At 38.0% G+C, this 23,273-nt stretch carries 22 protein-coding genes; 9 read left to right on the top strand and 13 right to left on the bottom strand.

Annotated features, from left to right (window positions below):
* Nucleotides 1-41: 41 nt before the first annotated feature.
* The 4 genes from GILLI_RS01650 to GILLI_RS01635 form a co-directional block, all read right to left on the bottom strand.
* Nucleotides 42-899, bottom strand: coding sequence for a universal stress protein (locus tag GILLI_RS01650; protein WP_006987380.1), 858 nt, complete (start codon nt 897-899; stop codon nt 42-44).
* An 87-nt stretch (nt 900-986) separates the two neighbouring features.
* The gene (locus tag GILLI_RS01645) at nt 987-1,835 is read right to left on the bottom strand and encodes a universal stress protein (protein WP_006987379.1); all 849 of its coding nucleotides are present in this window, start codon (nt 1,833-1,835) and stop codon (nt 987-989) included.
* Between the two features lie 2 nt (nt 1,836-1,837).
* Nucleotides 1,838-2,689: a universal stress protein gene (locus GILLI_RS01640; RefSeq protein WP_006987378.1), complete on the bottom strand. Its 852-nt coding sequence runs from the start codon at nt 2,687-2,689 to the stop codon at nt 1,838-1,840.
* A gap of 51 nt (nt 2,690-2,740) precedes the next feature.
* Nucleotides 2,741-3,598 (bottom strand): universal stress protein, encoded by an 858-nt coding sequence (locus tag GILLI_RS01635; protein WP_006987377.1) that lies wholly within the window; start codon nt 3,596-3,598, stop codon nt 2,741-2,743.
* 193 nt (nt 3,599-3,791) lie between these two features.
* On the opposite strand from GILLI_RS01635, the gene GILLI_RS01630 reads away from it, so the two are divergent.
* On the top strand, nt 3,792-4,421 hold the full coding sequence (locus GILLI_RS01630) for a WG repeat-containing protein (RefSeq protein WP_006987376.1): 630 nt from the start codon (nt 3,792-3,794) through the stop codon (nt 4,419-4,421).
* Between the two features lie 55 nt (nt 4,422-4,476).
* On the opposite strand, the gene GILLI_RS01625 is transcribed toward GILLI_RS01630, so the two are convergent.
* The 9 genes from GILLI_RS01625 to GILLI_RS01585 form a co-directional block, all read right to left on the bottom strand.
* A complete protein-coding gene (locus GILLI_RS01625; protein ID WP_006987375.1) occupies nt 4,477-4,962 on the bottom strand; it encodes an Hsp20/alpha crystallin family protein in 486 nt (161 codons plus the stop codon).
* Between the two features lie 260 nt (nt 4,963-5,222).
* Nucleotides 5,223-5,720, bottom strand: coding sequence for a hypothetical protein (locus GILLI_RS01620; protein ID WP_006987374.1), 498 nt, complete (start codon nt 5,718-5,720; stop codon nt 5,223-5,225).
* A gap of 795 nt (nt 5,721-6,515) precedes the next feature.
* On the bottom strand, nt 6,516-6,896 hold the full coding sequence (locus tag GILLI_RS01615; protein ID WP_006987373.1) for a diacylglycerol kinase family protein: 381 nt from the start codon (nt 6,894-6,896) through the stop codon (nt 6,516-6,518).
* Nucleotides 6,896-7,396: a thiol peroxidase gene (gene tpx / locus GILLI_RS01610; protein WP_006987372.1), complete on the bottom strand. Its 501-nt coding sequence runs from the start codon at nt 7,394-7,396 to the stop codon at nt 6,896-6,898. Before tpx ends, GILLI_RS01615 begins: the two co-directional genes overlap by 1 nt.
* Nucleotides 7,397-7,528: 132 nt before the next feature.
* Nucleotides 7,529-7,777 (bottom strand): DUF6952 family protein, encoded by a 249-nt coding sequence (locus tag GILLI_RS01605; RefSeq protein ID WP_006987371.1) that lies wholly within the window; start codon nt 7,775-7,777, stop codon nt 7,529-7,531.
* Nucleotides 7,758-8,072, bottom strand: a complete 315-nt coding sequence (locus GILLI_RS01600) for a thioredoxin family protein (protein ID WP_006987370.1) — start codon at nt 8,070-8,072, stop codon at nt 7,758-7,760. The genes GILLI_RS01605 and GILLI_RS01600 overlap by 20 nt, the downstream gene beginning before the upstream one ends.
* A gap of 11 nt (nt 8,073-8,083) precedes the next feature.
* Nucleotides 8,084-8,722, bottom strand: a complete 639-nt coding sequence (locus tag GILLI_RS01595) for a peroxiredoxin (protein WP_006987369.1) — start codon at nt 8,720-8,722, stop codon at nt 8,084-8,086.
* A gap of 177 nt (nt 8,723-8,899) precedes the next feature.
* Entirely contained in the window at nt 8,900-10,378 is a 1,479-nt protein-coding gene (nhaC, locus tag GILLI_RS01590) for a Na+/H+ antiporter NhaC (RefSeq protein WP_006987368.1), read from the bottom strand.
* Between the two features lie 320 nt (nt 10,379-10,698).
* On the bottom strand, nt 10,699-11,913 hold the full coding sequence (locus tag GILLI_RS01585) for an aminotransferase class I/II-fold pyridoxal phosphate-dependent enzyme (protein WP_040506325.1): 1,215 nt from the start codon (nt 11,911-11,913) through the stop codon (nt 10,699-10,701).
* A gap of 160 nt (nt 11,914-12,073) precedes the next feature.
* Here GILLI_RS01585 and GILLI_RS01580 point away from each other — a divergent pair, with 160 nt between their 5' ends.
* The 8 genes from GILLI_RS01580 (at nt 12,074) to GILLI_RS01545 (ending at nt 23,132) form a co-directional block, all read left to right on the top strand.
* Nucleotides 12,074-12,532 (top strand): Lrp/AsnC family transcriptional regulator, encoded by a 459-nt coding sequence (locus GILLI_RS01580; RefSeq protein WP_040506300.1) that lies wholly within the window; start codon nt 12,074-12,076, stop codon nt 12,530-12,532.
* Between the two features lie 272 nt (nt 12,533-12,804).
* Nucleotides 12,805-14,112, top strand: coding sequence for an aspartate aminotransferase family protein (locus GILLI_RS01575; RefSeq protein WP_006987365.1), 1,308 nt, complete (start codon nt 12,805-12,807; stop codon nt 14,110-14,112).
* A gap of 115 nt (nt 14,113-14,227) precedes the next feature.
* Nucleotides 14,228-15,163: a carbon-nitrogen hydrolase family protein gene (locus GILLI_RS01570; RefSeq protein ID WP_006987364.1), complete on the top strand. Its 936-nt coding sequence runs from the start codon at nt 14,228-14,230 to the stop codon at nt 15,161-15,163.
* Between the two features lie 15 nt (nt 15,164-15,178).
* Nucleotides 15,179-15,583 carry a VOC family protein gene (locus GILLI_RS01565; protein ID WP_006987363.1) on the top strand — a complete coding sequence of 135 codons (405 nt, stop codon included), beginning with the start codon at nt 15,179-15,181 and terminating at the stop codon, nt 15,581-15,583.
* Nucleotides 15,584-15,586: 3 nt separating this feature from the next.
* Entirely contained in the window at nt 15,587-18,328 is a 2,742-nt protein-coding gene (locus GILLI_RS01560; RefSeq protein ID WP_006987362.1) for an aminotransferase class I/II-fold pyridoxal phosphate-dependent enzyme, read from the top strand.
* A 16-nt stretch (nt 18,329-18,344) separates the two neighbouring features.
* On the top strand, nt 18,345-20,306 hold the full coding sequence (locus tag GILLI_RS01555; protein ID WP_006987361.1) for a biotin carboxylase: 1,962 nt from the start codon (nt 18,345-18,347) through the stop codon (nt 20,304-20,306).
* 103 nt (nt 20,307-20,409) lie between these two features.
* On the top strand, nt 20,410-21,669 hold the full coding sequence (locus tag GILLI_RS01550; protein ID WP_006987360.1) for a C45 family autoproteolytic acyltransferase/hydrolase: 1,260 nt from the start codon (nt 20,410-20,412) through the stop codon (nt 21,667-21,669).
* Between the two features lie 104 nt (nt 21,670-21,773).
* Entirely contained in the window at nt 21,774-23,132 is a 1,359-nt protein-coding gene (locus tag GILLI_RS01545) for an NAD-dependent succinate-semialdehyde dehydrogenase (protein ID WP_006987359.1), read from the top strand.
* Nucleotides 23,133-23,273: the final 141 nt, after the last annotated feature.

The raw sequence follows: 23,273 nt of genomic DNA, 5'->3' as shown, positions 1-23,273 counted from the left end.
CCCGTGCAAACCTGATTGAGGGATTTACTTAGTTGGTTACTCTAATCTTTTATATTATGCATCACCAGAACAGGGACCTGAGGTTTATATCCAATTTCTTTTACCAGGGATTTTGTAAATATGCTGTTTAAAAAACTATGCTTTTTATTGATAAGTGCCAGGAGATCACTATCTCTGCTTTCTATAAAGGAATGAATCCCGGGGGCTACTTTAATATCGGTTAATGTATGAAATGTGTGAACCACATCACCCAAATATTCCTGCAGGTCCTCTTTATTTTTCCCCTGCTCCTTGCTTAATTTATCTACTTCCTGAATATGTAGCACCCTAATTGCTGCCTTCATTTTTTTTGCGATATCAACCAGGTTCTCTAATTCTCGACGCTTGTAAGCAGTTTTAAAATTGGTAGCAAATACAACTTCTTTTCTCTTTTCCTCCTGATAGCTCACGTTTTCCGGAATGACGATAACTGGACAATCATATACTTTCTCCATAACATCCACTGCACTACTACCATACAGTTTACTTGTAGGGTCATTTTCACCTTTGGTACCCATTATCACTAATTCTATATCATTTTTATCGATAACAGTCCTTACGGCTTCCAAAACAGAATTATAGGTAGAAATAATTTCAAATCTATGTTCTTCGGTACCTCCTCTGGATGTGATTCCATCTATTGTTTTTTCAAGCCCAATCTCAGATGCTTCTTTGGCTTTTTCATAATTAGGTTCTCCCGGCTCAGGAACAATAAGGCTGTCTGTTGTGAAATAATATAGTTGAAATGCATTTAACAGGTAGAACGTACATTTGTCATCTTTAAATAAACTCAAAGCATAATTTAAAGCGTTCCACGAATTTTTGGAAAAATCGGTTGGTATTAATATATTCTTTCTCATCACTTTATTAGTTTAGTAGTATAAAGGTAATTTGTTGATCTTACGGGGAATATGACAACAGTCACATCTCTTTAATGTTTTTAAAGCTTATTCATTGGAACGGTGTAAAACGAGTAAGGGAATCCTGGAATAATTCCCTAAATCTTTATAGAGAGGCTTAAAAAGTAAGTTTTCTAAAAAATTGTGCTTTTTATTAATAAATACGATCATATCACTTCCTCTGCTTTCGGTAAAACAATAAATTCCTATAGGAATACTTACGTGAGCCAAAGAATGAGCGCTATGTTCAATCTCTTTTAAACAAGACTCCAGATGGTTTTTGTTATGTTTTTGAGAGATACTAATCCCCCCGGATTCTTCTATGTGAAGTATCCGAATCGCAGAATTATTTTGTTTGGCAAGTTGAATAAGGTATTTAAGATCATCACTGGAATGTTCGATTTTATAACTAGTGGCCAATACGATCTCTTTTAGGACCTTAAAATATACATTGGATGGAACTGCAAGAATAGGGCAGTTTTTTATCTCATTCAATATTTGAATCGTATTACTGCCAAAAATTACTTCATAAGCTCCCGTGGATCCCTGTGTGCCTATGAGAATAATATCAAATGCATGCTGGTTGAGCTCATGTTTTATAGAATCTATTAAGGTTTTATTTAAGGCAACACATTTGAATGTATGCTTAGGATTTGAAGAGCGTTCTTTAATAATTTCACAAAGTCGGTTTAGCTTTTCTTCTGAATTTGCTTTAACTTTTATCGATTCCTCTTTTGCCGGAACGGGATCCATCATACTGTTTTCATAATAACCATTTACATTATATGAAGTCATTAAAAAAAAACGGCAAGATTCCTCTTTATACAAATTTATCGCGTAAAGCGTCGAATTCCAGGCGTTTTCTGAAAAATCTGTAGGAAGAAGGATGTTTTTCATGGTTAAGAATTATATTTTCCAGAAGGAATTACCAAAAACGGAATCTTTACGTGAAATCCAATGTCATTTATTACCGGCCTGAAAAGCAGGTTTTCAAAAAATGAATGTTTGTTGCTAATCATTGCTAACAGATCGATGGAATTCTCTTTCTGAAAATCGTAGATCCCTTCTGTAACGGTATTTTTTTCAATACTATAAAATTGATTGCGTGTTTCTTTAAAATAGTCAACCAGTATTTTTTTAGAGTATTCCTGCTTCTCTTCAAGCTGTCGCCCAAAAATCACATGTAGAATATGTATCTCGAAGTTATAAGTATAAGCCAGCTCTTTCAGAAGTTGTAAATGTTTAGTGGTATAATTAATATCATAATCTGTAGGGAAAAGAATGTTTTTTGGCTGAACGAACTCAAAATCGGAAGGGATAGCCAGAAGAGGCACTTTGGTTTTTTTTATGGCATGAACGGTGTGGGTTCCAAACAAGATTTCTTCGGCACCAGTTGCGCCTTGAGTACCCATTATTACAAGGTCTATTTCTTTTTCTTTCACCTGTTCCAGAATCTCTTCATTAAGTAGATTAAAGGACGAAACCTTCTCTATAGTATGTTTGGGATTATGAAATTCTCGCTTCAACTTTTTTTCAACTCTCTTCAATCCTTTTAGGGAATTATTCTTATAAATTTCGTCAAGACTTAATTGAGAAGGGCTATAAAGAATATGTTCGGTGTCGTAAAGCACCGGCGTATAGGTGTTTAAAAGGTAGAAAATGCACGCTTCGTTCTCAAAAAGTTGTACAGCGTATTTTATGGCATTAAACGCATTATCGGAAAAATCGGTAGGTAAAAGTATTTTTTTCATCTTTTATTTTTTTAAATAAATCTTAAAATCAATCCAACGGTTTTGTGAGATTTAAGTTATTTGCCGATAGAAATTCTGAAGTATTAAAAATGGGATTTTGGGCTGTAAGCCAATAATGTCGATGGTAGATCCTGATAAAATAGTTTCTAAATAAGTGTATCGGGAATTGACCATAATCAAAAGATCTATGTTCAATGAGCCAATGTTTTTATTAATGGCTTTTATCTTATCCGTTTCTTCGCCCCTATGAAATTTAAAACCGGTTTCATAGAATTGTTCCTTTAGGAATAATTGGTTGTCCTTTTGCCGGAAACTCTCTACAGGAAATTCAGAAATGTATAATAGATGAATAATAGCCTGGTAGGCGCTGGATAAATCAGCTACCAGTTTTAATTCCCTTTTTTGATAGGGGATCATATAATTTGTAGGGAAGAGGAAGTTTTTGGGTGTTTTAAATTCATAATTTTCCGGGATCGAAAGAACCGGACAATGCACATATTTAATTACCTGAAGGGTATTGGTTCCAAAGGTTATATGCTGATAATTTGTTTTACCCCTGGTTCCCATTATAATGATATCGGCATTTTCTTCGTTCACTACTTCGTTGATCTCATCTACAAGCGAACCAAATTCAGAAATTGATTTAAAATGATGGTGAGGATTTGGAGAATATTCTTTGATATCTAAAATGATCTGGGCAATTTCTTTTTCCGATTTTACCTGAACGCTGTCTTTTAAGTCCTCTAATAAAGCCTGGTTATTTATAGACATGTCGTCGTAAACCTCATCGGCAAAAGCGTGTAATATGAAAATTTCACATTTTTCATATTTAAATAACTCTACGGCATATTTGAGGGCATTGAATGCGTTTTTCGAAAAATCTGTTGGAACCACTATCTTTCTCATCATTATAAAATTTGTTTACAATAAAGTTATTGCGAAATGACCCTTAAAACTATGACCAATATCAGTTTAGCGCGGGCTTTGAACTAGTTAAATAAGGCAAACGCGAAACTTCACGTGTATGAAAGTATGATGTTTATCATTTTCTATTAAAAGAAAGAACCGTAATTTTCTTAATGAATATTAAAATTTAATAAAAATGAAATTAGTACTGCTGGTAACGGTTTTTCTTATGATTCCGTTACTCACTTTTTCACAGGTAATTCAGGATCTCGAATTTATTGGTCCGGCAAATGAAGGTCACATCCCGGTTTTAAAAAATAATAAATGGGGGTTTTTAAATTCTCAGGGAGAATTAACAGTTAATTTCAGGAATGATTTAATTCATAATGAAAAGACCTCTTCTAAAACCGATGTTGGGGTGGCTTCTCAGCAATTCCCGGGCATGTATGATGGCAGGATTATAATTAAAAAGGTTACCGACGAAATTCCGTATTATGGATTTATAGATTCTTCGGGGAAGACAGTTATTGAACCGGAATTCCTAAATGTTTCCAACTTCAAAAACGGACAAGCATTGGCTTTAAAAATAGAAGAGAAATCTTTAGGAAGGAATGATCTTTTGGATATCACAATTAAATCCTATAAGTACGATGTTGTTTTAATAGACAGGGAAGGAGAAGTGAAGCAATATCTAGCCGGTCCTTTTCCGGTAGCGGTCTCCAGAGAGAAATTAAGGGAAGCACCACGAATTGAAGCGCGATGGGTGAGTGAGAATTTAATTGCTGTAAAAAGTCCCCAAAAAAAATGGGAGATTCATAAAATATAATCAACAAAAAATAAAAAGGTGATTGAAATTATTTCTTTTCAATCACCTTTCTTATTTAAGACACATTCACTTTTTTAGGACTTTTTGGCTTAGCTCCTTCTTTTTTGTGAAGGGTCAACTTTAGGACACCATCCTGATATTGGGCTTTAATATCTTTATCCTCGTCAACTGAATCTGGTAGAATCATTGACCTAGAAAATGAATTGTAACTAAATTCCTTCCTTACAAATCCTTCTTTTTCTTCTTCTGTTTTTGCCTCTTTTTCAGCAGAAATAGTCAAAATACCATCATCTACGGTGATATTAAAGTCATTCTTGGTTAGTCCGGGCACGGCTAATAGAACCTCGTAATTTTTTTTGTTGTCCTTTACATTAAGCGCAGGGATCAAATTTAGATCATTTTCAAAATCTCCATTAAAGATCCGGTTTAAATTAAAGATGCCTCTGCGGGTATCCATCAGATCTGAAAAAAAAGGATCTTGAGACATAAGTGATTCCCCAGCAATAGGAGAACGGCGTTTGCTTGATTTAACTAATGACATGATTTTAGGTTTTAAAAATTAATAATTTTTATATTACATACTGAAATTAGTGTAAAACCGGAAATCATAAGATGATATATATCAGAGGTTTAATTTTATTTTTTGCATAAAATGAAACCAAATCTTCAATGATGTTTTTAGACAATTTAAAAGTAGTAAGTTGTTGGAATTCAAGAAAGAGACCGCCTTTTTAGACAGCCTCTTTACCAACCAAAATTTTAAAGTTTGGCCTTTTTTAATAATTATAAGTATACAAAGGACTAAAGGAAATTTCCTTTTTCGTCTGTTTTGATCCTCATTCGCTTATCTCCGTTTTCCAGTAAGAGTTTGTATGTTTTAGAGGCTCCTTTGGCTTCATGATAACTTACCAAATAAACATCCTTAGAAACGCTCCATCCAGGAAATCTTTTTGCAACGGCTGTAGAAACTGCTTTTGGGAGTGCTATGTCCTTAAATTTTTCGGCAGTTCTTAATAATTTACCATCTCTATCATAAGAGGCAAGGATTTTACCTTGAGGAATGAAAAACGAAATGAAATAAGTGTCATAATCATCCTGGTAATATTCTGAATTTTTCAAATTGAAAGTTGCTGCTTCCCGTTGTAATAATTTCACCGGTTCTGCCACATCTTCTTCTCCAGCAGCATCAAGATACTTGTAGTTTACGGCTACAATTTTAATCTCAGGTAACTCTGTTACCTGAGCGTAGGCTTGGGTGGTCAAACCAAAAATAAATAAACCAAGTAAGATCCTTTTCATGATTATAAATATTTAGTTATTAATAAATTACTATAAATTCTTAATGGGGAGATTATACAAGATTGGGTTTCGAAGCAATTTTTATCCAATAACTATTGTACAGAATAAAATTAAGATAATTCAAGATTATTAACAATGATATTTATCAGTAGTTTATTCTGCGTATCAAATTGAATATTAGGTTTATAGATTTTGAAAAAGAACCAGGTTTTTTCAATATTTCGGGAAACTTCTCCAAAGTAGGTACAGATTAAAAATCATTATTTACACTTTTGGTTTACTAAGAATGCCGTTTTCATTGAATACCTTCTGTCATTATATTTATGAAATTTAATTCTTCGCAAAAAATTGAGAGTAAACTGTTCTGGGAGGTGGGAGATACAATTTTACTAAAGGAAAAGATCTGTGAATTAAAATTAAATTAATAGCATAAAATTAACAGGTTATAGGCTTTTTTTTGGATTATAACCATATGCGGAAAGTTAATATCCGGAAGTCTTAGCAGTAAAATTAAGGTTTCAATATTGTGGCCAATTAGGAGTATATAAAGGAGCGATCTATCGCTCAGTATCTTTCAATGAGAAGTGTAAACGATTCAACAAAATCATTTGACGCGAAAATATAATCCTTCAAAAGAATATCAAGGGACTAAAAACTATAGAATTCTTGATCAACGCTTAACTAAAATTTTGCCTTACAAGATTTAGGATGGTGCCATATAAAACATGACTATTATGTGCTTAAAAACGAAGAATAAAAGTCCCGCAGGTATACTGTATAAGTAATAAAAGCTTTTTATTGTAGGAAAAGATTTGGGAAAAGGTACGGGAGATAAATGAACCCTGCGATGATAACGGCAGTAAGGGCTGCAAATAGGACAGCCCCTGCTGCCACATCTTTAATATATCCAATTTTTGTATGAAAATCCGGATGCACAAAATCTGCAATTCCTTCTACTGCGCTGTTAAGACCTTCGGCACTTAAAACCAGGCCAATCGCGAAAAACTGAAACATCCAATCGAATTTTGAGATATCAAAATAAAATCCAACACCAGTTATTAAAACTGCAATACCTACCTGAACCTGAATACTGTGTTCGCTCTTAATTAAAATCCAGGCTCCTTTAAAAGCATATCCTCCTCCCCGTATTCTTTTACCAAGGTAACTATCCCGCATTATAAAAGCGGCTTAAGAGCTGCGAGGTAATCAGGTTCCTGAGAAATATCCGGTACTTGTTGTGTATGAATCACTTTTCCTTCTTCATCTAAAACAATTACAGCTCTGGAAAGAAGTCCGGCCATTGGTCCATCCATCATTTCGACGCCATAATCCTTCCCGAAATCACCTTGGCGAAAATCAGAAAGATTGGTCACATTTTTTAATCCCGAATCGTCAACAAATCTTTTTTGTGCAAAAGGAAGGTCTCTTGAAATACATAAGACGTCAGTATTCTTCAAGGTGGAAGCTTTTTCATTAAAGTTCCTAACAGAAGTGGCGCAAACATTGGTGTCAATGCTTGGAAAAATATTTAAAATAAGCCTTTTTCCTTTAAAATCTTTTAGGGTAGCCGCTGAAAGATCAGATCGTACCAATTCAAAGTGAGGTGCTTTTTCACCAACCACAGGTAAGCTCCCATATGTGTTTACTTTTTTATCTTTTAATGTTATTTGAGACATTGTATTAGGCTTTTTTATTTAGAATCTAAATTTAATGCTTATGTTACAGGGATTTATTAAAATTATCATAAAAACAACAATGGCCGTTTTTATTTCTAAAAACAGCCATTGTAAGCTATTAAGCTTTAGGTTTTAGCGATCGATAGATCCCATTACCTTTTTTACAAAATTATTGGCAGCGTCCATTTCAGAATCTCCATCTTCAATCATTTTATGGACTTCTATAGCACCGCACAAGTTGGTGATCAATTCTCCAACAACATCCATTTCTTCATCTGAAACAGATCTGTGTTCTGTAAAACTCTCTAAAACATCGATGGTATTTTGCAGTTTTTCTGCATCATTGTTACGCTGCAAATGTCTAATTACTGGCAACTTCATTTACTAGATCTTTTAATAGTTCAAATTTATTGGTTTGAACCTGATTCACTAAACTTCCGTTTTTAAATGTTGCAAAAGTTGGAAGATTATCTACATTGGCCATTTTTCTGGATTCAGGAAATTTTTCAGCATCTACCATCAAAAAAGTTGACTGCTCATTTTCCCCTGCCAGTTTTTTGAACTTCGGCTTCATAACTCTGCAGTTACCACACCATCCAGCCATATATTGAACAACTACAGTTCCATTTTCTGCAACTATTTCTTTTAAATTATCTTGTTCTAATTCCTTAACCATTTTTTGTTTTTTTAGTTTAAACTAAGGTAAGAAGCTACTCCTTCACGATCTGCGTTCATTCCTTCTTTACCTTCTTCCCAGTTCGCCGGGCAAACCTCTCCTTTTTCCTGAACGTGCGTATAAGCATCGATCAATCTAATAAATTCCTTAACATTTCTTCCAAGCGGCATATGATTTACACTTTCGTGGAAAATAGTTCCTTCTTCATCAATAAGGTAGGTGGCGCGGTAGGTTACATTGTCTCCTTCTACAGTAACTGCTCCAGTTTCTTCATCATATTGCTCATTGGTAATATCAAGGATACCAAGCTGAGAGCTAAGGTTTCTGTTAGAATCAGCAAGTATTGGGTATTTAACACCTTCAATCCCACCATTATCCTTTGCAGTATTTAACCAGGCAAAGTGAACTTCGGCAGTATCACAGGATGCGCCAATAACCAGTACGTTTCTTTTTTCGAATTCTTTTGAAGCCTCCTGAAAAGCGTGTAGTTCAGTTGGACAAACGAATGTAAAATCCTTTGGGTACCAAAATAATAATACTTTTTTATTGTTTTTTTGAGCTTCTTCAAGAACATTTAACTTAAAGGTATCACCCATTTCATCAATTGCATTCACACTTAAATTTGGAAATTTTCTTCCTACTAAAGCCATACTAAATTTATGTTTAATTGTTTGTTTATTTTCCGTGCAAATATATGAAATCATCGATCTTGTTAATGCCTATAAAATTTTAAATTCTTATCCAAGAATAGTGGGTATCTATCGTGAATAATTAAAGAAATGAAATATATTTTTTTAAACCGGAGAAGATTTTAAGAAGTTTAAATTTTAAGCGGTTTTAGTAGTAAGTTGTTTTATTTTGATGCTGAAAGCTGCGAATATTAGGGTCATAAATGGGCTTAAATAATTGAAAAAGGCATAACCTGCATATGATAATGTTGGAACTCCAAGTACTCCGCTATGATATGCGCCACAGGTATTCCAGGGAACCAATACTGAAGTAACCGTTCCGGAATCTTCCAGCGTACGACTTAAATTTTCAGGAGCAAGACCTTTATCCTTGTAAGCTTTGGCAAACATTTTCCCGGGAACTACAATGGCCAAATATTGATCTGACGCGGTTACATTTAGAGCCAGGCAGCTAAAAACCGTACTTGCAAACAATCCAAAAGTAGTATGAAACATATTTAACAAAGCCCGGCTAATAGTTGCCAAAGCTCCTATAGCTTCCATAATCCCGCCAAAAACCATCGCACAAATGATGAGCCAGATGGTTCCAAGCATTCCCGCCATACCTCCGGAGGAAAAAAGGTCGTTTAAGTCTTCATTATCGGTTAAAACAGAAGTTTCTACGGTAATAGCTTGCATTACTCCTTTGTAGCCACTTATGAAATCCAAGTTTGTGACACCGGCAATTTGAGCAACCAGATCTGGTTGAAAGATCAATGCTGCAGCAGCCCCAAGTAACGTCCCAATAAGAAGTGCTATAAGAGGCGATGTTTTTTTAACAATTAAGAGAATTACCACCAAAGGAACCAAAAATAACCAGGGAGATATGGTAAAGGAAGACTCAATTGAACTTAAAATAGCGGAAGTGTCTGTATCTCCCGAAATGTCAAGGTTGAGACCTATAATAATAAAAATAATAATAGTGATTGTAATGGTAGGAACGGTTGTAAGGAGCATATAACGAATGTGCGTAAATAAATCGGTTCCGGCCATTGCAGGAGCAAGGTTAGTGGTGTCGCTTAAAGGTGAGAGTTTATCTCCAAAATATGCTCCGGAAAGGATAGCGCCGGCAGTCATTCCAACAGAAATGTCCAAAGCCTCCGCAATTCCTATAAGTGCAATACCTACGGTAGCAGAAGTTGTCCAGCTACTTCCGGTGGCGATAGAAATAACAGAACAAATAATAACACAGGCCGCCAGGAAAATAGTGGGATTCAGGATTTGTAACCCATAATAGATCATTGTTGGAATGATCCCGCTAATCATCCAGGTTCCGGCAAGTGAGCCAACCATTAGTAAGATCAAAATTGCCCCGGTGGTGCTTTGTACGTTGTTCGCAACTTCATCGATCATCTTATTGTACTTTACTTTATTAAAATATCCTACAATAGCTGCGACTGCGCCGCCCAATAATAAAATGAATTGATTTGATCCCCCAAGGGCATCATCCCCAAAAACAAAAACGTTGAAAGCCAGCATTGCAATAAGTGCGATTACCGGGATCAATGCTTCCCAAATATTTAATTCTTTGTTTTCTGTTATTGGTTCATTTTCAGGGGAATTGGTCTGGCCGTCCATTAAATTATTTGTTTTGGGTCGTAATGTTACGATTTTAAAGGAAATTGAGCAAGTGTGAAAATAAAATTCTTTAAATTAAGAACCCCTTGGCAAGCCCGGTTGAATGAAATCCATTTCGGGAATCCCGTAAGCTACCGTGGCGTGGATTTAAACCTTAAATGCGGCATTAAATAAGGCAATAAGCAGGCTGAAAAAATAAATTAGTCAGGAATATTTTTTGCAATTCAGAAAATTTAAAAAACAAAAGAAAGCGCATTTTCAGAAAATATCTTTTCCAAAAAATGCGCTTTTTTATCCTCCTTGATTAAAAGTAAATGTGCTTATACTTTTTGAGTTTCCAATAAACCAACCTTTCTCATACAGTTTTTCATCATTTGGTAAGTTCTTTCTATATCATTATCCAAACCAATTGAAAACCGAATCAATCCATTGCTCAATCCCATCTCGATTTGTTCTTCTTCAGGAATTTCCGAAGAAGTGGAACTTCCGGGAGCGCTAAAAAGAGTTTTGTAAAACCCTAAACTTACCGCTAAATATCCAAGGTTTTCTTCCTGCATTAATTCCATCAATTCATTCGCTTTATCGATGTTACCAACATCTAAGGTCAACATGCCGCCAAAACCATAATCGGGATTCATCATCTTTTTGAAAAGCTCGTGGCTTGGGTGGGAGGGAAGACCGGGATATACGGTACGGAATCCATCTGCTTCAAACTTTTGAGCCAGATACATCGCATTTTTACTATGTTGCTTCATTCGGATATGCAAAGTTCTCATATTCTTTAAAATAGAAGCAGAACGCATACTATCCATAGTAGGACCCAGCAACATATTTGCTCCATCATTCACACTTCTAAGAGCGTTGATGAAATCCTGTGTTCCACAGGTTACACCACCTACGGTATCACTGCTTCCGTTAATGAATTTTGTAAGGCTGTGAATAACAATATCGGCACCCAGTTGGCTAGGCGTTATGGATAAAGGGGAAAATGTATTGTCAACTACCAGCGGTATATTATGTTTTTTTGCGATTTTAGACAAGCCTTCAATATCGGCCACTTCCAGCAACGGGTTGCTCACAGATTCGCAATACAAAACTTTGGTGTCTTCATTAATCGCAGCTTCTACAAGATCGAGTTTTGTGATATCCACAAAGGTGGTTTCAATATTTAAACGTGGAGCAAAATTCTTTAAAAAGGCATAAGTCCCTCCGTATATAGTCCGGCTGGAAACAACATGATCTCCTGCCATACAAAGTTGTAAAAGGGCACCTGTGATTGCTCCCATTCCCGATGCAGCAACATTGGCGGTTTCTGTTCCTTCCATCGCTGCAAGAGCTTCTCCCAGGTAGAGATTGGAAGGAGAAGAATGTCTTGAGTAGAGATAACATCCATCTGCATTCCCTTCAAAGGTATCGAACATGGTTTTTGCAGAAAGGAATGTGTAAGTGGAAGAGTCGGATATAGAAGGGTTTACGCCTCCAAATTCTCCAAAATATTGAAGATCCTGGATGTGGTCTGCTGGTTTGTATTTCATAATAATTAGATTAGATTGATCCTCAAAATACGGAAAAATAAGATCAAAAGTCAATAGGTTATTATATTTTCAGATTATTAATCTATAAAAAATAATAAAATTAGATTAATATTCTTATTAAGACTATCTTCGTTTGAATAAAGTGAAAAATTTTCTTCAGATGCACCTGGATAATACCGACAAAAAAATCCTTCAGAAATTACAAAAGAATAGCAAGATCACCAATAAAGAGCTTTCTAATGGTTTAAGTCTTTCGGTTACTGCTGTTTTTGAACGCATAAAGCGGTTGGAGCGGAATGGAGTGATTTCCGACTACGTGGCACTGGTTAAACCAGATAAAATAGAAAAAGCTTTTATGGTTTTAACCCAAATAAAGCTAGTGCAACACACTAAAAGCAATGTTATTCAATTTGAAGCGGAAGTTGTAAAACTACCGGAAGTACTGGAATGTTACCATGTAAGCGGGGAATATGATTATATTTTGAAAGTGCGGGTAAAGGATATGGAGGCCTACCGGGAATTTATGCTTACCAAGCTTACAAATCTTGAACATATAGGAAGTACCCAAAGTACTTTTATAATCAGTTCGGTAAAAAGTACAACAGCCTTGCCTTTATAAGTTCCATATTTTTATTTGATTGAACACTTGTTTTTCAGACTTTAGAAAACCTTTCCGAAGCAATCCATAGTTTTTTTATATTTATTTTTCTAACGCCATAATTTTCTTCAATCCTTCTAAAATGCCTGTCAATGGCAAGATTAGTTGCAATTTATATGTATTTTTTGTATATTAAGCCTCGATTGCTGTTCTAAAAAGCACGGGCTTTTCCATTTTAAACAGCAATTTTAGGATTCCTTCGAGCCTTTTTTTATCTACAACTTAAATTTTATATGACAGAACAACAAACCCAATCACAAGCGCTCCTTGACAGGAGGAAAAATATAGTCGCCAATGGTGTAGGTATTTTTAATACTGCTACCGTAAAACATGCAAAAGGAGCAATAATAACAGATGTAGATGGCCGGGAATTAATAGATTTTGCCGGGGGGATAGGCGTCGTAAATGCAGGGCATTGTCCTGAACCTGTGGTAGAAGCCATTCGTGAACAGGCAGGGAAATATCTGCACACCAGTTTCAATGTTGTAACCTATGAGCCCTACATAAAACTTTGTGAGGAACTCGCAGAGATCCTTCCCCATGGAGAGAAAACCAAGGCCATGCTTATAAGTACAGGAGCAGAAGCTGTTGAGAATGCCATCAAAATTGCCCGTCAGGCTACAAAAAGGCCTGCTGTATTATGTTTTAGCGAAGCATACCACGGCCGTACATTAATGGCAATGAGCCTTACCAGTAAAGTGAATTATAAAACTTCATCCGGGCCTTTTGCTCCGGAAGTTTACAGGATTCCTTTTCCCAATTTTTACAAGTTCCACGGGAACCAGGATATGGAAGAATTTGTGGGAAATGAGCTAAACAGGCTTAAGGAAAGTGCTCATAGCATTGTTGATATTAACAGCGTTGCTGCTATCATTATTGAACCCATACAAGGGGAAGGTGGATTTAATCCTGTGCCTCAAAAATATCTTGAAGGGCTGCGTACCTTTTGTGATGAACACGGGGTATTGCTGATCATGGATGAGATCCAAAGCGGATTTTGTCGTACGGGCCATTGGGCGAGCTGGCAACATTACAACGTGCAGCCAGATATAAGCACCTACGCCAAATCCCTTGGATCTGGATTACCTATTGCTGCGGTTTTGGGGCGGGCAGAGATCATGGATGCTGCAGGTCCTGGAACTATTGGAGGTACTTATATAGGAAGTCCCGTGTGCTGTGCTGCGGCATTGGCTACAATTCAATATATGAAGGACAACAATTTAAATGAACGGGCACTTCATATTGGAAAAGTGGTTACAGACCGATTGGAAAATCTTAAAAAGGAGATTTCAGATATAGGCGATGTTCGCGGAATAGGAGCTATGATCGGGATTGAATTTGTGAAAAATAATGATCCCGGGAAACCAAACACAGAGCTTTGCGACAAGATCGTTAAAGGATGTGCAGATGAGGGGTTAATCCTTCTTAGCGCGGGAACTTTTAAGAATGTGATACGGATTCTTTCTCCTCTTGTAATCACAGATGAACAATTGAATAAGGGACTCGATATCCTGGAAGACCAGATTAGAAAAAATGTATAATAATTAGGAACTATGATGCGGTGGTTCATTCTGCCGTGAATTCCCCGTGGGTGGAATATTAACTTGATTAATGAAACCCTGCAGTATTTATAAACAAAAATAATATCAAAAGAGAATGACACCATTTGCAATAGCAGGAATACAAATGAAAGTTTCAGCCGTCGCTTCCAATGTGGAAATGATGAAACTGAAAATAAATATCACAATGAGCCTCTACCCATGGGTAGACATGATTGTTTTTAGCGAGTTGTGCGCTTATGGCCCGCTTACACATACCGCAGAGGAAATCCCCGGAAACTTTGAAAGGGAAATGCAGGCCATGGCCAAAAGGCACGGGATCTGGTTATTACCGGGATCCATATTTGAAAAAAGTGAAGGAAATATCTACAATACGGCTACCGTAATTAATCCTGAAGGGGAAATAGTTACCAGGTATCGAAAAATGTTTCCGTTCTATCCTTATGAAGTTGGAGTAACCCCGGGATCTGAATTTTGTGTATTTGATGTGCCGGGAGTGGCCCGATTTGGTCTTTCCATATGTTACGATATGTGGTTTCCAGAAACGGTTAGAACGCTGGCTGTGATGGGAGCCGAGGTAATCCTCCATCCTACAATGACAGGTACCATAGACAGGGATATTGAATTATCTATAGTGCGCGCAATGGCCGCTGTAAACCAATGTTACTTTTTTGATGTGAATGGTCTCGAATCTGGAGGTAATGGAAGATCACTTGTTTGCGGGCCAGATGGCCGGGTGATTTATCAGGCCGAAGGAAATGAAGAGATCTTTCCGCTTGAACTTAATATAGACCGGGTGAAAAGAAGCCGGGAACTGGGAGTGCTTAGATTAGGACAACCCTTAAAAAGTTTCAGGGACCATATAGGCCAATTTGGGATCTACCAGCACGGTGCTCATTTGCCATACCTTAATTCACTGGGACCTCTTATCAAGCCTACCAAACTTGATACCCTGGCAAAATTAAAAATGCAGGAACACGAATATGAACCTCCGGTTAATCCCACAGGATATAAAGGATTCGGAGAAATATAAACTAAAAATATAACTATGGGCGGAGTGTCATCAAAGAAAAAGAAACAAGAAAAATTAAAGGATTATATAAGCTGGTTTGAAATTCCTGCGATCAATTTTCAGCAAGCTGTAGATTTCTATAATGAGATATATGACATTGACATGGAAAAAAACTTTGATGATAATTATGCCATGGCGTTCTTCCCCGCAGAAAAGGGAATTGGAGGAGCAATTGTCGCAGGTCCGGGTTCCATTCCGGGAATTATCGGTCCACTTTTATATCTTAATGCCGGTAAAGATCTAAATATTGTTCTGGAACGCGTGGAATCTGCCGGCGGAAGGATAGTAATGACTAAAACCCTTATTAATGAAGAATCCGGGTATTTTGCTATTTTCATAGATTCTGAAGGAAACAAACTTGCCCTACATTCAAAAAAATAATATATGCCAGATAAAAAAATAGCCTCTTCAACACATTATAACATTGCTCAACTTCGGGTGGAATCTTGGAATCGGTTAAAAAGCGAATCTACCAAACTAGCGAACTGCAACAGAAATTCTGCGGAACAAAAAATCCATAAGCAGAATCTTCAGAAACTGCTGAAGGAAATTGAAGGTATTGAATGTTATTTTGCTTTCCCCGGGGTATCACGGGTTTTATCGCTCACCCAAATGCTGGACCGGCAGGAATACACCGCCCTGGCCCACAAGATCACCGAGATTACCAAAAACCTGGTAAGTGACCGGTATAGAAGTAATCCAGATTTTCTTGAAGATGATGAAACCGTAGCAGAACTAACCGAAAAAAGAGAATCTCAAGAGGGAGTTAAAAAAAATTACTTTGAAGTCCTTTTCATAGAGGAGATCTCTCCATTGGAGGAAAGTAAATTAAGGCAGGATCTTAAGGCCATGCAAAATTCTAATGAGCAATTTGGCTATGGTGTTGTGGTACAGCGTTCTTTTGAAGATGCGATGATCGCTTTGCTTTTCAATGCAAATATTCAGGCGGTAGTAGTGCGGTACGCACCTCCTTATTACTCAAAAAAGATCACTCCGCTTGTCAAACCTTTTATTCAAAATGTCCTGAAATTGGATTTTTCCAATCGGTCACAAGCAGATCTTGGACCTATCCTGGGTACACTCATCAAAAAATTCAGGCCAGAACTGGATACTTATTATGTTACAGATACTTCCTTAAGCAACCTTAAAGACAGTACGCTCAAAAATTTCAGAAGGATATTTTACCGAACTGAAGATCTTCAGGAACTGCACCTCACCATTCTAAGAGGGATTTGTGAGCGGTATGAGACTCCGTTTTTTTCAGCATTAAAAGAATACAGTAAAAAGCCAACCGGAATTTTCCACGCGATGCCTATCTCAAGAGGTAATTCCATTTTCAAATCACGCTGGATTAATGATTTTGGAAATTTCTACGGACGGAATATGTTCCTGGCAGAAACTTCCTCGACAACAGGTGGTTTGGATTCCCTACTTCAGCCCACAGGAACACTGAAGAAGGCGCAAAAAATGGCCAGTGATGCCTATGGGTCAAAGAACACCTTCTTTGTAACCAACGGAACTTCCACCGCAAATAAGATCGTGGTGCAGGCACTTGTAAAACCCGGGGATGTGATTCTTATTGACAGGGATTGCCATAAATCTCACCATTACGGGCTGGTGCTGGCAGGGGCTTATCCCGTATATCTGGATTCCTATCCTATTGAAGAGTATTCCATGTATGGGGCGGTGCCATTGAAGCAAATAAAAGAAAAACTGTTAAAACTAAAAGAAGCGGGCAGACTGGACCTGGTAAAAATGTTGCTGCTAACCAATTGCACCTTTGATGGACTTGTGTACAACGTTGAAAAAGTAATGCAGGAGATCCTGGCCATCAAACCCGATATGATCTTCCTTTGGGATGAGGCCTGGTTTGCATTTGCAGGATTCACTTATAATTATAAACAAAGAACAGGCATGTTCGTAGCTCAAAAGCTGTATGATAAATACAGGAGTAACAGTTACCGCGAAGAATATGCAGACCATATTAAAAATTTAAAGAAGGATGAGATCTCAAGCCTTCCAGATCCGGAAAAAGTAAGAATAAGGGTTTATTCCACGCAGAGTACCCATAAAACTTTATCGAGTTTTAGGCAGGGATCCATGATTCATATCTGGGATGAAGATTTCAGAAGAAAAAGTGAGAACACCTTTATGGAAGCTTACATGACCCATACTTCTACTTCTCCAAATTATCAAATGCTAGCCTCCCTGGACGCCGGAAGAAGGCAGGTACAGTTTGAAGGTTATGAACTGGTAGAAAAAAGTATAGAAATGGCTATGGTCTTACGTGCCAAGATTAACGACCATCCCCGGCTCAATAAATATTTTGACGTATTAACGGTAAGCCATTTTATTCCGAAGGAACACCGTGAATCTGGTTTATCTGAATACTACAACAAGAATGAAGGCTGGAGTCGTATGGAAACCGCTTGGGAAAAAGATGAATTTGTCCTGGATCCCACCAAGATTACGCTTCACATAGGCCGGACAGGGGTAGATGGAGATACCTTCAAGAACAAGTATTTAATGGATAAATTCAATATCCAGATCAATAAAACCTCGCGGAATACGGTGTTATTTATGACCAATATAGGGACAACCAGAGGAAGTGTTACCTATCTTACCAATGCCCTGCTAAAGATAGCAGATGAGCTGGACCAGGAATTCCTTTCCCTTAGCGAAAAGGAAAGCAAGATTCGCAAGGAAAGGATACATTCCCTTACAAAGGATTTTCCGCCATTGCCAGATTTTAGTTATTTCCACCATTCTTTCCAGGCGGTACCAGGAGTACCCGGCGGGAACATAAGGGAAGCATTCTTTTTGGCTTACAACGAGGAAAATTATGAATATGTTCCTATAGATCAATGTCTTAAAGTTATGGAGAACAGAACCTTGGTAGCATCATCCTTTATCATTCCGTATCCGCCCGGATTTCCGGTACTGGTCCCGGGGCAGGTAGTGAGTGAAGAGATTATAAGGTTTCTAACTGCACTGGATGTTTCAGAGATTCACGGCTACCGTGCAGATCTGGGTTTAAGGCTGTTTAAGGAAAATGTACTGAACAGACAAAAAACCGTCACCTCCATGGGGTCTATGGGTAACACAAAGAAAAAGCTTATTCAATAATTTAAAACCAACAATTATGGCAACTAAAAAAACAAATACTCCAAAATCGGGAGCAGCTTCAAATAAAAATGCAGAAACTAAAACAAAATCGGCTAAAGAACCTTTAAAGCCTGAAACCAGCACCAAAAAGGATAAAGATTTTAAGACCGTGGAGGTTAAGAAACCAAAAGGAAAAGAATCTGTACCGGCAGATTCTACCGCGCAAAGGGGCAAAACTCCGGTTTCATCAGGAAATAAAGAAAAGAGGCCGGCTGCTTCAACTGCCGCTAAGGATAAGGGAAAAGCTCAATCTTCCCCGAGAAATAAGGGTCAGAAGAAAGATGAGTCTACTACTTTAAATGCTAAAGAGTTTGATCAAACAGTAGCTTCTGGAGCAGGAAAGGGTAAGAACAAAGCCAAAGAGAACAATTCTTCCAAAAAGATTGCAAAAAATATAATGAAATCTGATGGTAAAAGTGCTTCACCCTCCAGTGCAAAAGCAAAAACGGCAGCTAAGGGTTCTTCAGGAAATAAAAAAGAAACCGTTAATTATGAATTAAGCGGGGTTTCAGACATAAGAAGGTCTTTTCACAAAAATGAAGAACCTTTATATTTTATAAGTGCCACAAACTTTAACCTTTTAGGAGCCGATGAGTGGATAAAAGGCTTCAAGTTCATCACGTATATAGAATGTTTTGACGGATTGCATCCCAACGTATTTTCTCCGAAACAAGAAATTCCGCACGATGATTTTGAAGGAATTGAGGATATAAACAACTATTTACTTCAACATCCGGAAGTTCAGGATTATTTAAAAACCAGATCTTTAGATGGTAGGGCAGGAAAAGCAATGTTTCTTATGTTTAACGAAAAAACAGAAGAGCTTGCTAAAAAATTAGGTTTGGAAATTATGTTTCCCAAAGCCGAAATGCGAACTTTTCTTGATAATAAAGTGAACACCAACAGAATTGCGGAAAAAGCTGGAGTTGCCTGTGTGCCTTATGTGCTTTCCAAGGTTAATGACTACGAACATATGCGGGAAGTTTCCAGCCATTTGGGGAATCAACTTGTGATACAGACCCCTTTTGGGGATTCAGGACATACCACCTTCTTTATTTCAAACGAAGAAGAATATCAAAAATATGCAGAAGAGATCGAAGCTGAAGATGAGGTGAAGATCATGAAGCGTATTCGTTGCAGAGGCTCTGCAATTGAGGCTTGTGTTACACGCCACGGGACTATTGTCGCACCCCTTATGACAGAACTTGTAGGGTTTAAGGAGCTTACTCCTTATGAAGGTGGCTGGTGTGGGAATGAGATCTATCCCAACGCCTTTACTCCAGAATTAAGGCAGAAAGCGATTGAAAACACCCAGCTTTTTGGAAACCAATTGAGGGAAGAGGGTTATAAAGGATATTTTGAACTTGATTTCCTTATAGATCAGGATAACGGAGAGATCTATTTGGGGGAACTTAACCCAAGGGTAACCGGTGCCAGTTCTATAACCAATCACGCGGTATTTGCACTTGCAGATGCTCCTTTATTTGTGTTCCATATCCTGGAATGGATGGATATTGAATACGAACTGGATATTGAAGCAATCAACAAAAGATGGGCACATCAGGATAACATAGATGGTTGGAGCCAGCTAATTATCAAGCATACTGAAGATACCGTGGAATATGTTACCGAGTCGCCAAAATCGGGGATATGGAGAATGTATGATACCGGGCATATACAATTTGACAGAATGGACACCCATAGAAGAGCCGTTGAAAATGAGAATGAAGCTTTCTTTTTAAGGATTACCCGCAAAGGAGATTATCTTTATGAAGGGGCAGATATGGGGATCCTGGTGACCCGGGGCAGGATGATGACCGATGATTTCAGGCTGAACAACCGTGCAAAGCACTGGATCAAAGCTATAAGGTCTCAGTTCAAAGCTGAAATGGTTGAGGACAAAAAGAAGCCAAAACTTTCTGGTAGTTTAACGAAATAAATAGATTTTTTAACAGCCCGGCCGGAAAATTCAGTCTACTTTTCCGGCTCTGTTATTTCAGAAAAAAAACAATCCAACAATAATATAAAGAGGAAATAAATATATGCAACTCCATTTCAACGCAATTTCAGAACCCGGCCAACCGGGAAAAAAATGGCAAAAATTATACAATACCCACTGGGCAGCCTACAAAGCCTGGTTTGACTCAAAAGGAGCAGCAAATGTTCCAGACCTAAAGACATCACAAAAGGCTCTTAAAAAATATATGCCCGAAATGTGGCCTACCTACCAGCGACTATGCAAATTGGTAAATGCAGATGAGGTCGCTGCACGTTTTTTAACGGGTTTTCAACCCCCGGCCTACATTAGCGCCTGTTCACAGGCCGTTCTTACGGGAAAGGAGATACAACTGGTAAGGAATTATGATTATCATCCAGACCTTATGGAAGGTACACAACTGCTAAGTGCCTGGAATGGAAAGAAAGTTATCGCCACCAGTGATTGCCTTATTGGTGCTGTAGACGGAATGAACGAGGACGGCCTTGCAATTTCCCTAACTTTTGGTGGAAGAAAAGAGGTAGGTGTTGGTTTCGGAATTCCTTTTATTTTGAGATATGTTCTTGAATTCTGCAGCAATGCAGAAGAGGCTGTTGAGGCCTTAATTAGAATTCCCTCCCATATGTCCTACAACGTTACTGTAGTTGATAAAACAGGGGCTTATAAAACCGTACGCATGGCGCCAGATAGAGAACCTGTGGTTACAGATGCTGCATTTGCAACTAACCACCAGGGAACTGTGGATTGGCCAGAGAATGCTGCTTTTAATAAAACCATTGAAAGATCTGCGTACATTGAAAAGATGCTCACTAAAAAGGGAATAAAGGCTCAGGCAGTAGCAGATGCGTTTCTTAAAAAGCCACTTTACAACACCTTGTTCAAAGAAGGTTTTGGAACTCTTTTTACAGCTGTCTATCGCCCTGCAGAGGGAACAGTAGAGACCCGCTGGCCAAACGCAAGCGTGAAGCAAACTTTTGCAGACTTTAAGGAAGTATACAAATTGATCAACTATGATCAGGCTGAGGTTGTTCAGGAAGTAACCGGCACACAAGAACAGGTTCCTTTAGAAACCGCTCAGGCATTTTATCAGCCAATGAAGAAAGGAACCCATACTCGGGTTGACTGGCAGGAGACTGTGACCAACACACTTGTCAACGCTATGGCCCAGGCAAATCCTTCAGCAAATAAAGAACAACTGGAGGCTTTACGAGGAAAACTGCTTAACAGGGGTGAAGTCTCCTGGGAAGTTCTTGCAGATTTCTGGTCAAAAATGGGTACGGGCTATTCAGATTCCTGGAAGAATTAGACAGGAATTTTAAAATTTATGATGAGGAATTTGTGTAGTGTGTTTTCATTACAGTGCTCCTCATTTCACAGGGGAAGATTTCCCTATAATTTATAACAAAAATCATGAAATTTCACAGTGTTAACCCTTACAATGGAAAACAGGTAGGGGAGTATACCGCTCTTAGCGTTAACGAACTAAATGAAAAATTAGAAAAGTCTGCAGAAGCTTTTAGAAGCTGGAAAAGAGAACCGCTATCCCATCGCACCCAATTGATAAGGAAAGCGGGGCAGGTGCTAAGAGACAACGTAGAGGAGTATGCACAGATGATCACTTCTGAAATGGGAAAGCCTATTTCAGAATCCAGGGCTGAAGTTAATAAGTGTGCCTGGCTGTGTGATTATTATGCAGAAAATGCCGAATCATTTCTTGCACCTGAAATTGTGAAAACCGATGCGGCACAAAGTTTCGTAAGGCACGATCCCATTGGGACTGTACTGGCCATTATGCCGTGGAATTTTCCGTTCTGGCAGGTAATGAGATTTGCGGCTCCCACTTTAACCGCCGGAAACACGGGACTTTTAAAACATGCTCCCAATGTTTTTGGTTGTGCTGAAATGATTGAAGATGTTTTTACCAAAGCCGGTTATCCTGAAGGCGTTTTCCAGAATTTAATAATACATCACGATCAAACCGAAGAGATCATTGCCCATGATGCTGTACAGGCCGTTACCCTTACGGGAAGCGAGATGGCAGGATCTGCGGTGGGACAAATCGCGGGAAAGTATTTAAAGAAAAGCCTGTTGGAACTCGGAGGCAATAATGCTTTCATAGTTTTGGAAGATGCAGACATTAACCAGGCGGTAAAAACTGCAGTTTCAGCAAGAATGCTCAACTGTGGCCAAAGTTGTATCGCCGCAAAACGTTTTATCCTTCTGGAATCTATTCATGATGAGTTTGTCACCAAATTTACAGATGCTGTGAGCAAATTAAAAGTCGGTGATACGAAAGATGACGATACTCAGGTAGGGCCGCTGGCAAGAAAAGATCTGGCAGATCAACTTAACCGCCAGGTTCAGGATTCTATTTCTCAGGGCGCAATCTTGCTGCTTGGCGGAGATCAGGATAACTGCTTTCACGAGCCAACTATTCTTGGAAATGTAAGACCGGGAATGACAGCATTTGAAGAAGAGACATTTGGGCCTTTGGCTGCAATAATTAAAGCGAAAGGTATAGATCAAGCATTTTCTTTAGCGGAACAGTCTAAATATGGATTGGGCGTGAGTGTTTTTACCAAGGACATTGCAAAAGCAATTGAATATGCCGAAAGGGTTAGTGATGGAGCCTATTTTGTAAATGAACTTGTGAAATCTGATCCCAGATTACCCTTTGGGGGTAACAAACGTTCCGGTTATGGGCGGGAATTAGCAAAAGACGGAATGATGGAGTTCGTGAACAGGAAAGTTGTTTACGTGAAAGAATAGATTTTTCTTATATCTTTTTCATAAAATTATCCTGAGCCTTGTCTCGGGGTTTTTTACATACCTCTCCTTTAGGAGTCGGTACTGCTTTTTCAGCAGTACCGGGTGAGGATGGATTGGTCATTGCCAATTTTAGTCGTACTT

It is taken from the genome of Gillisia limnaea DSM 15749, from assembly GCF_000243235.1.
GTDB lineage: Bacteria > Bacteroidota > Bacteroidia > Flavobacteriales > Flavobacteriaceae > Gillisia > Gillisia limnaea.
Note: the sequence above shows the minus strand (reverse complement) of the source record. Positions and strands in the feature narration are given on the sequence as shown.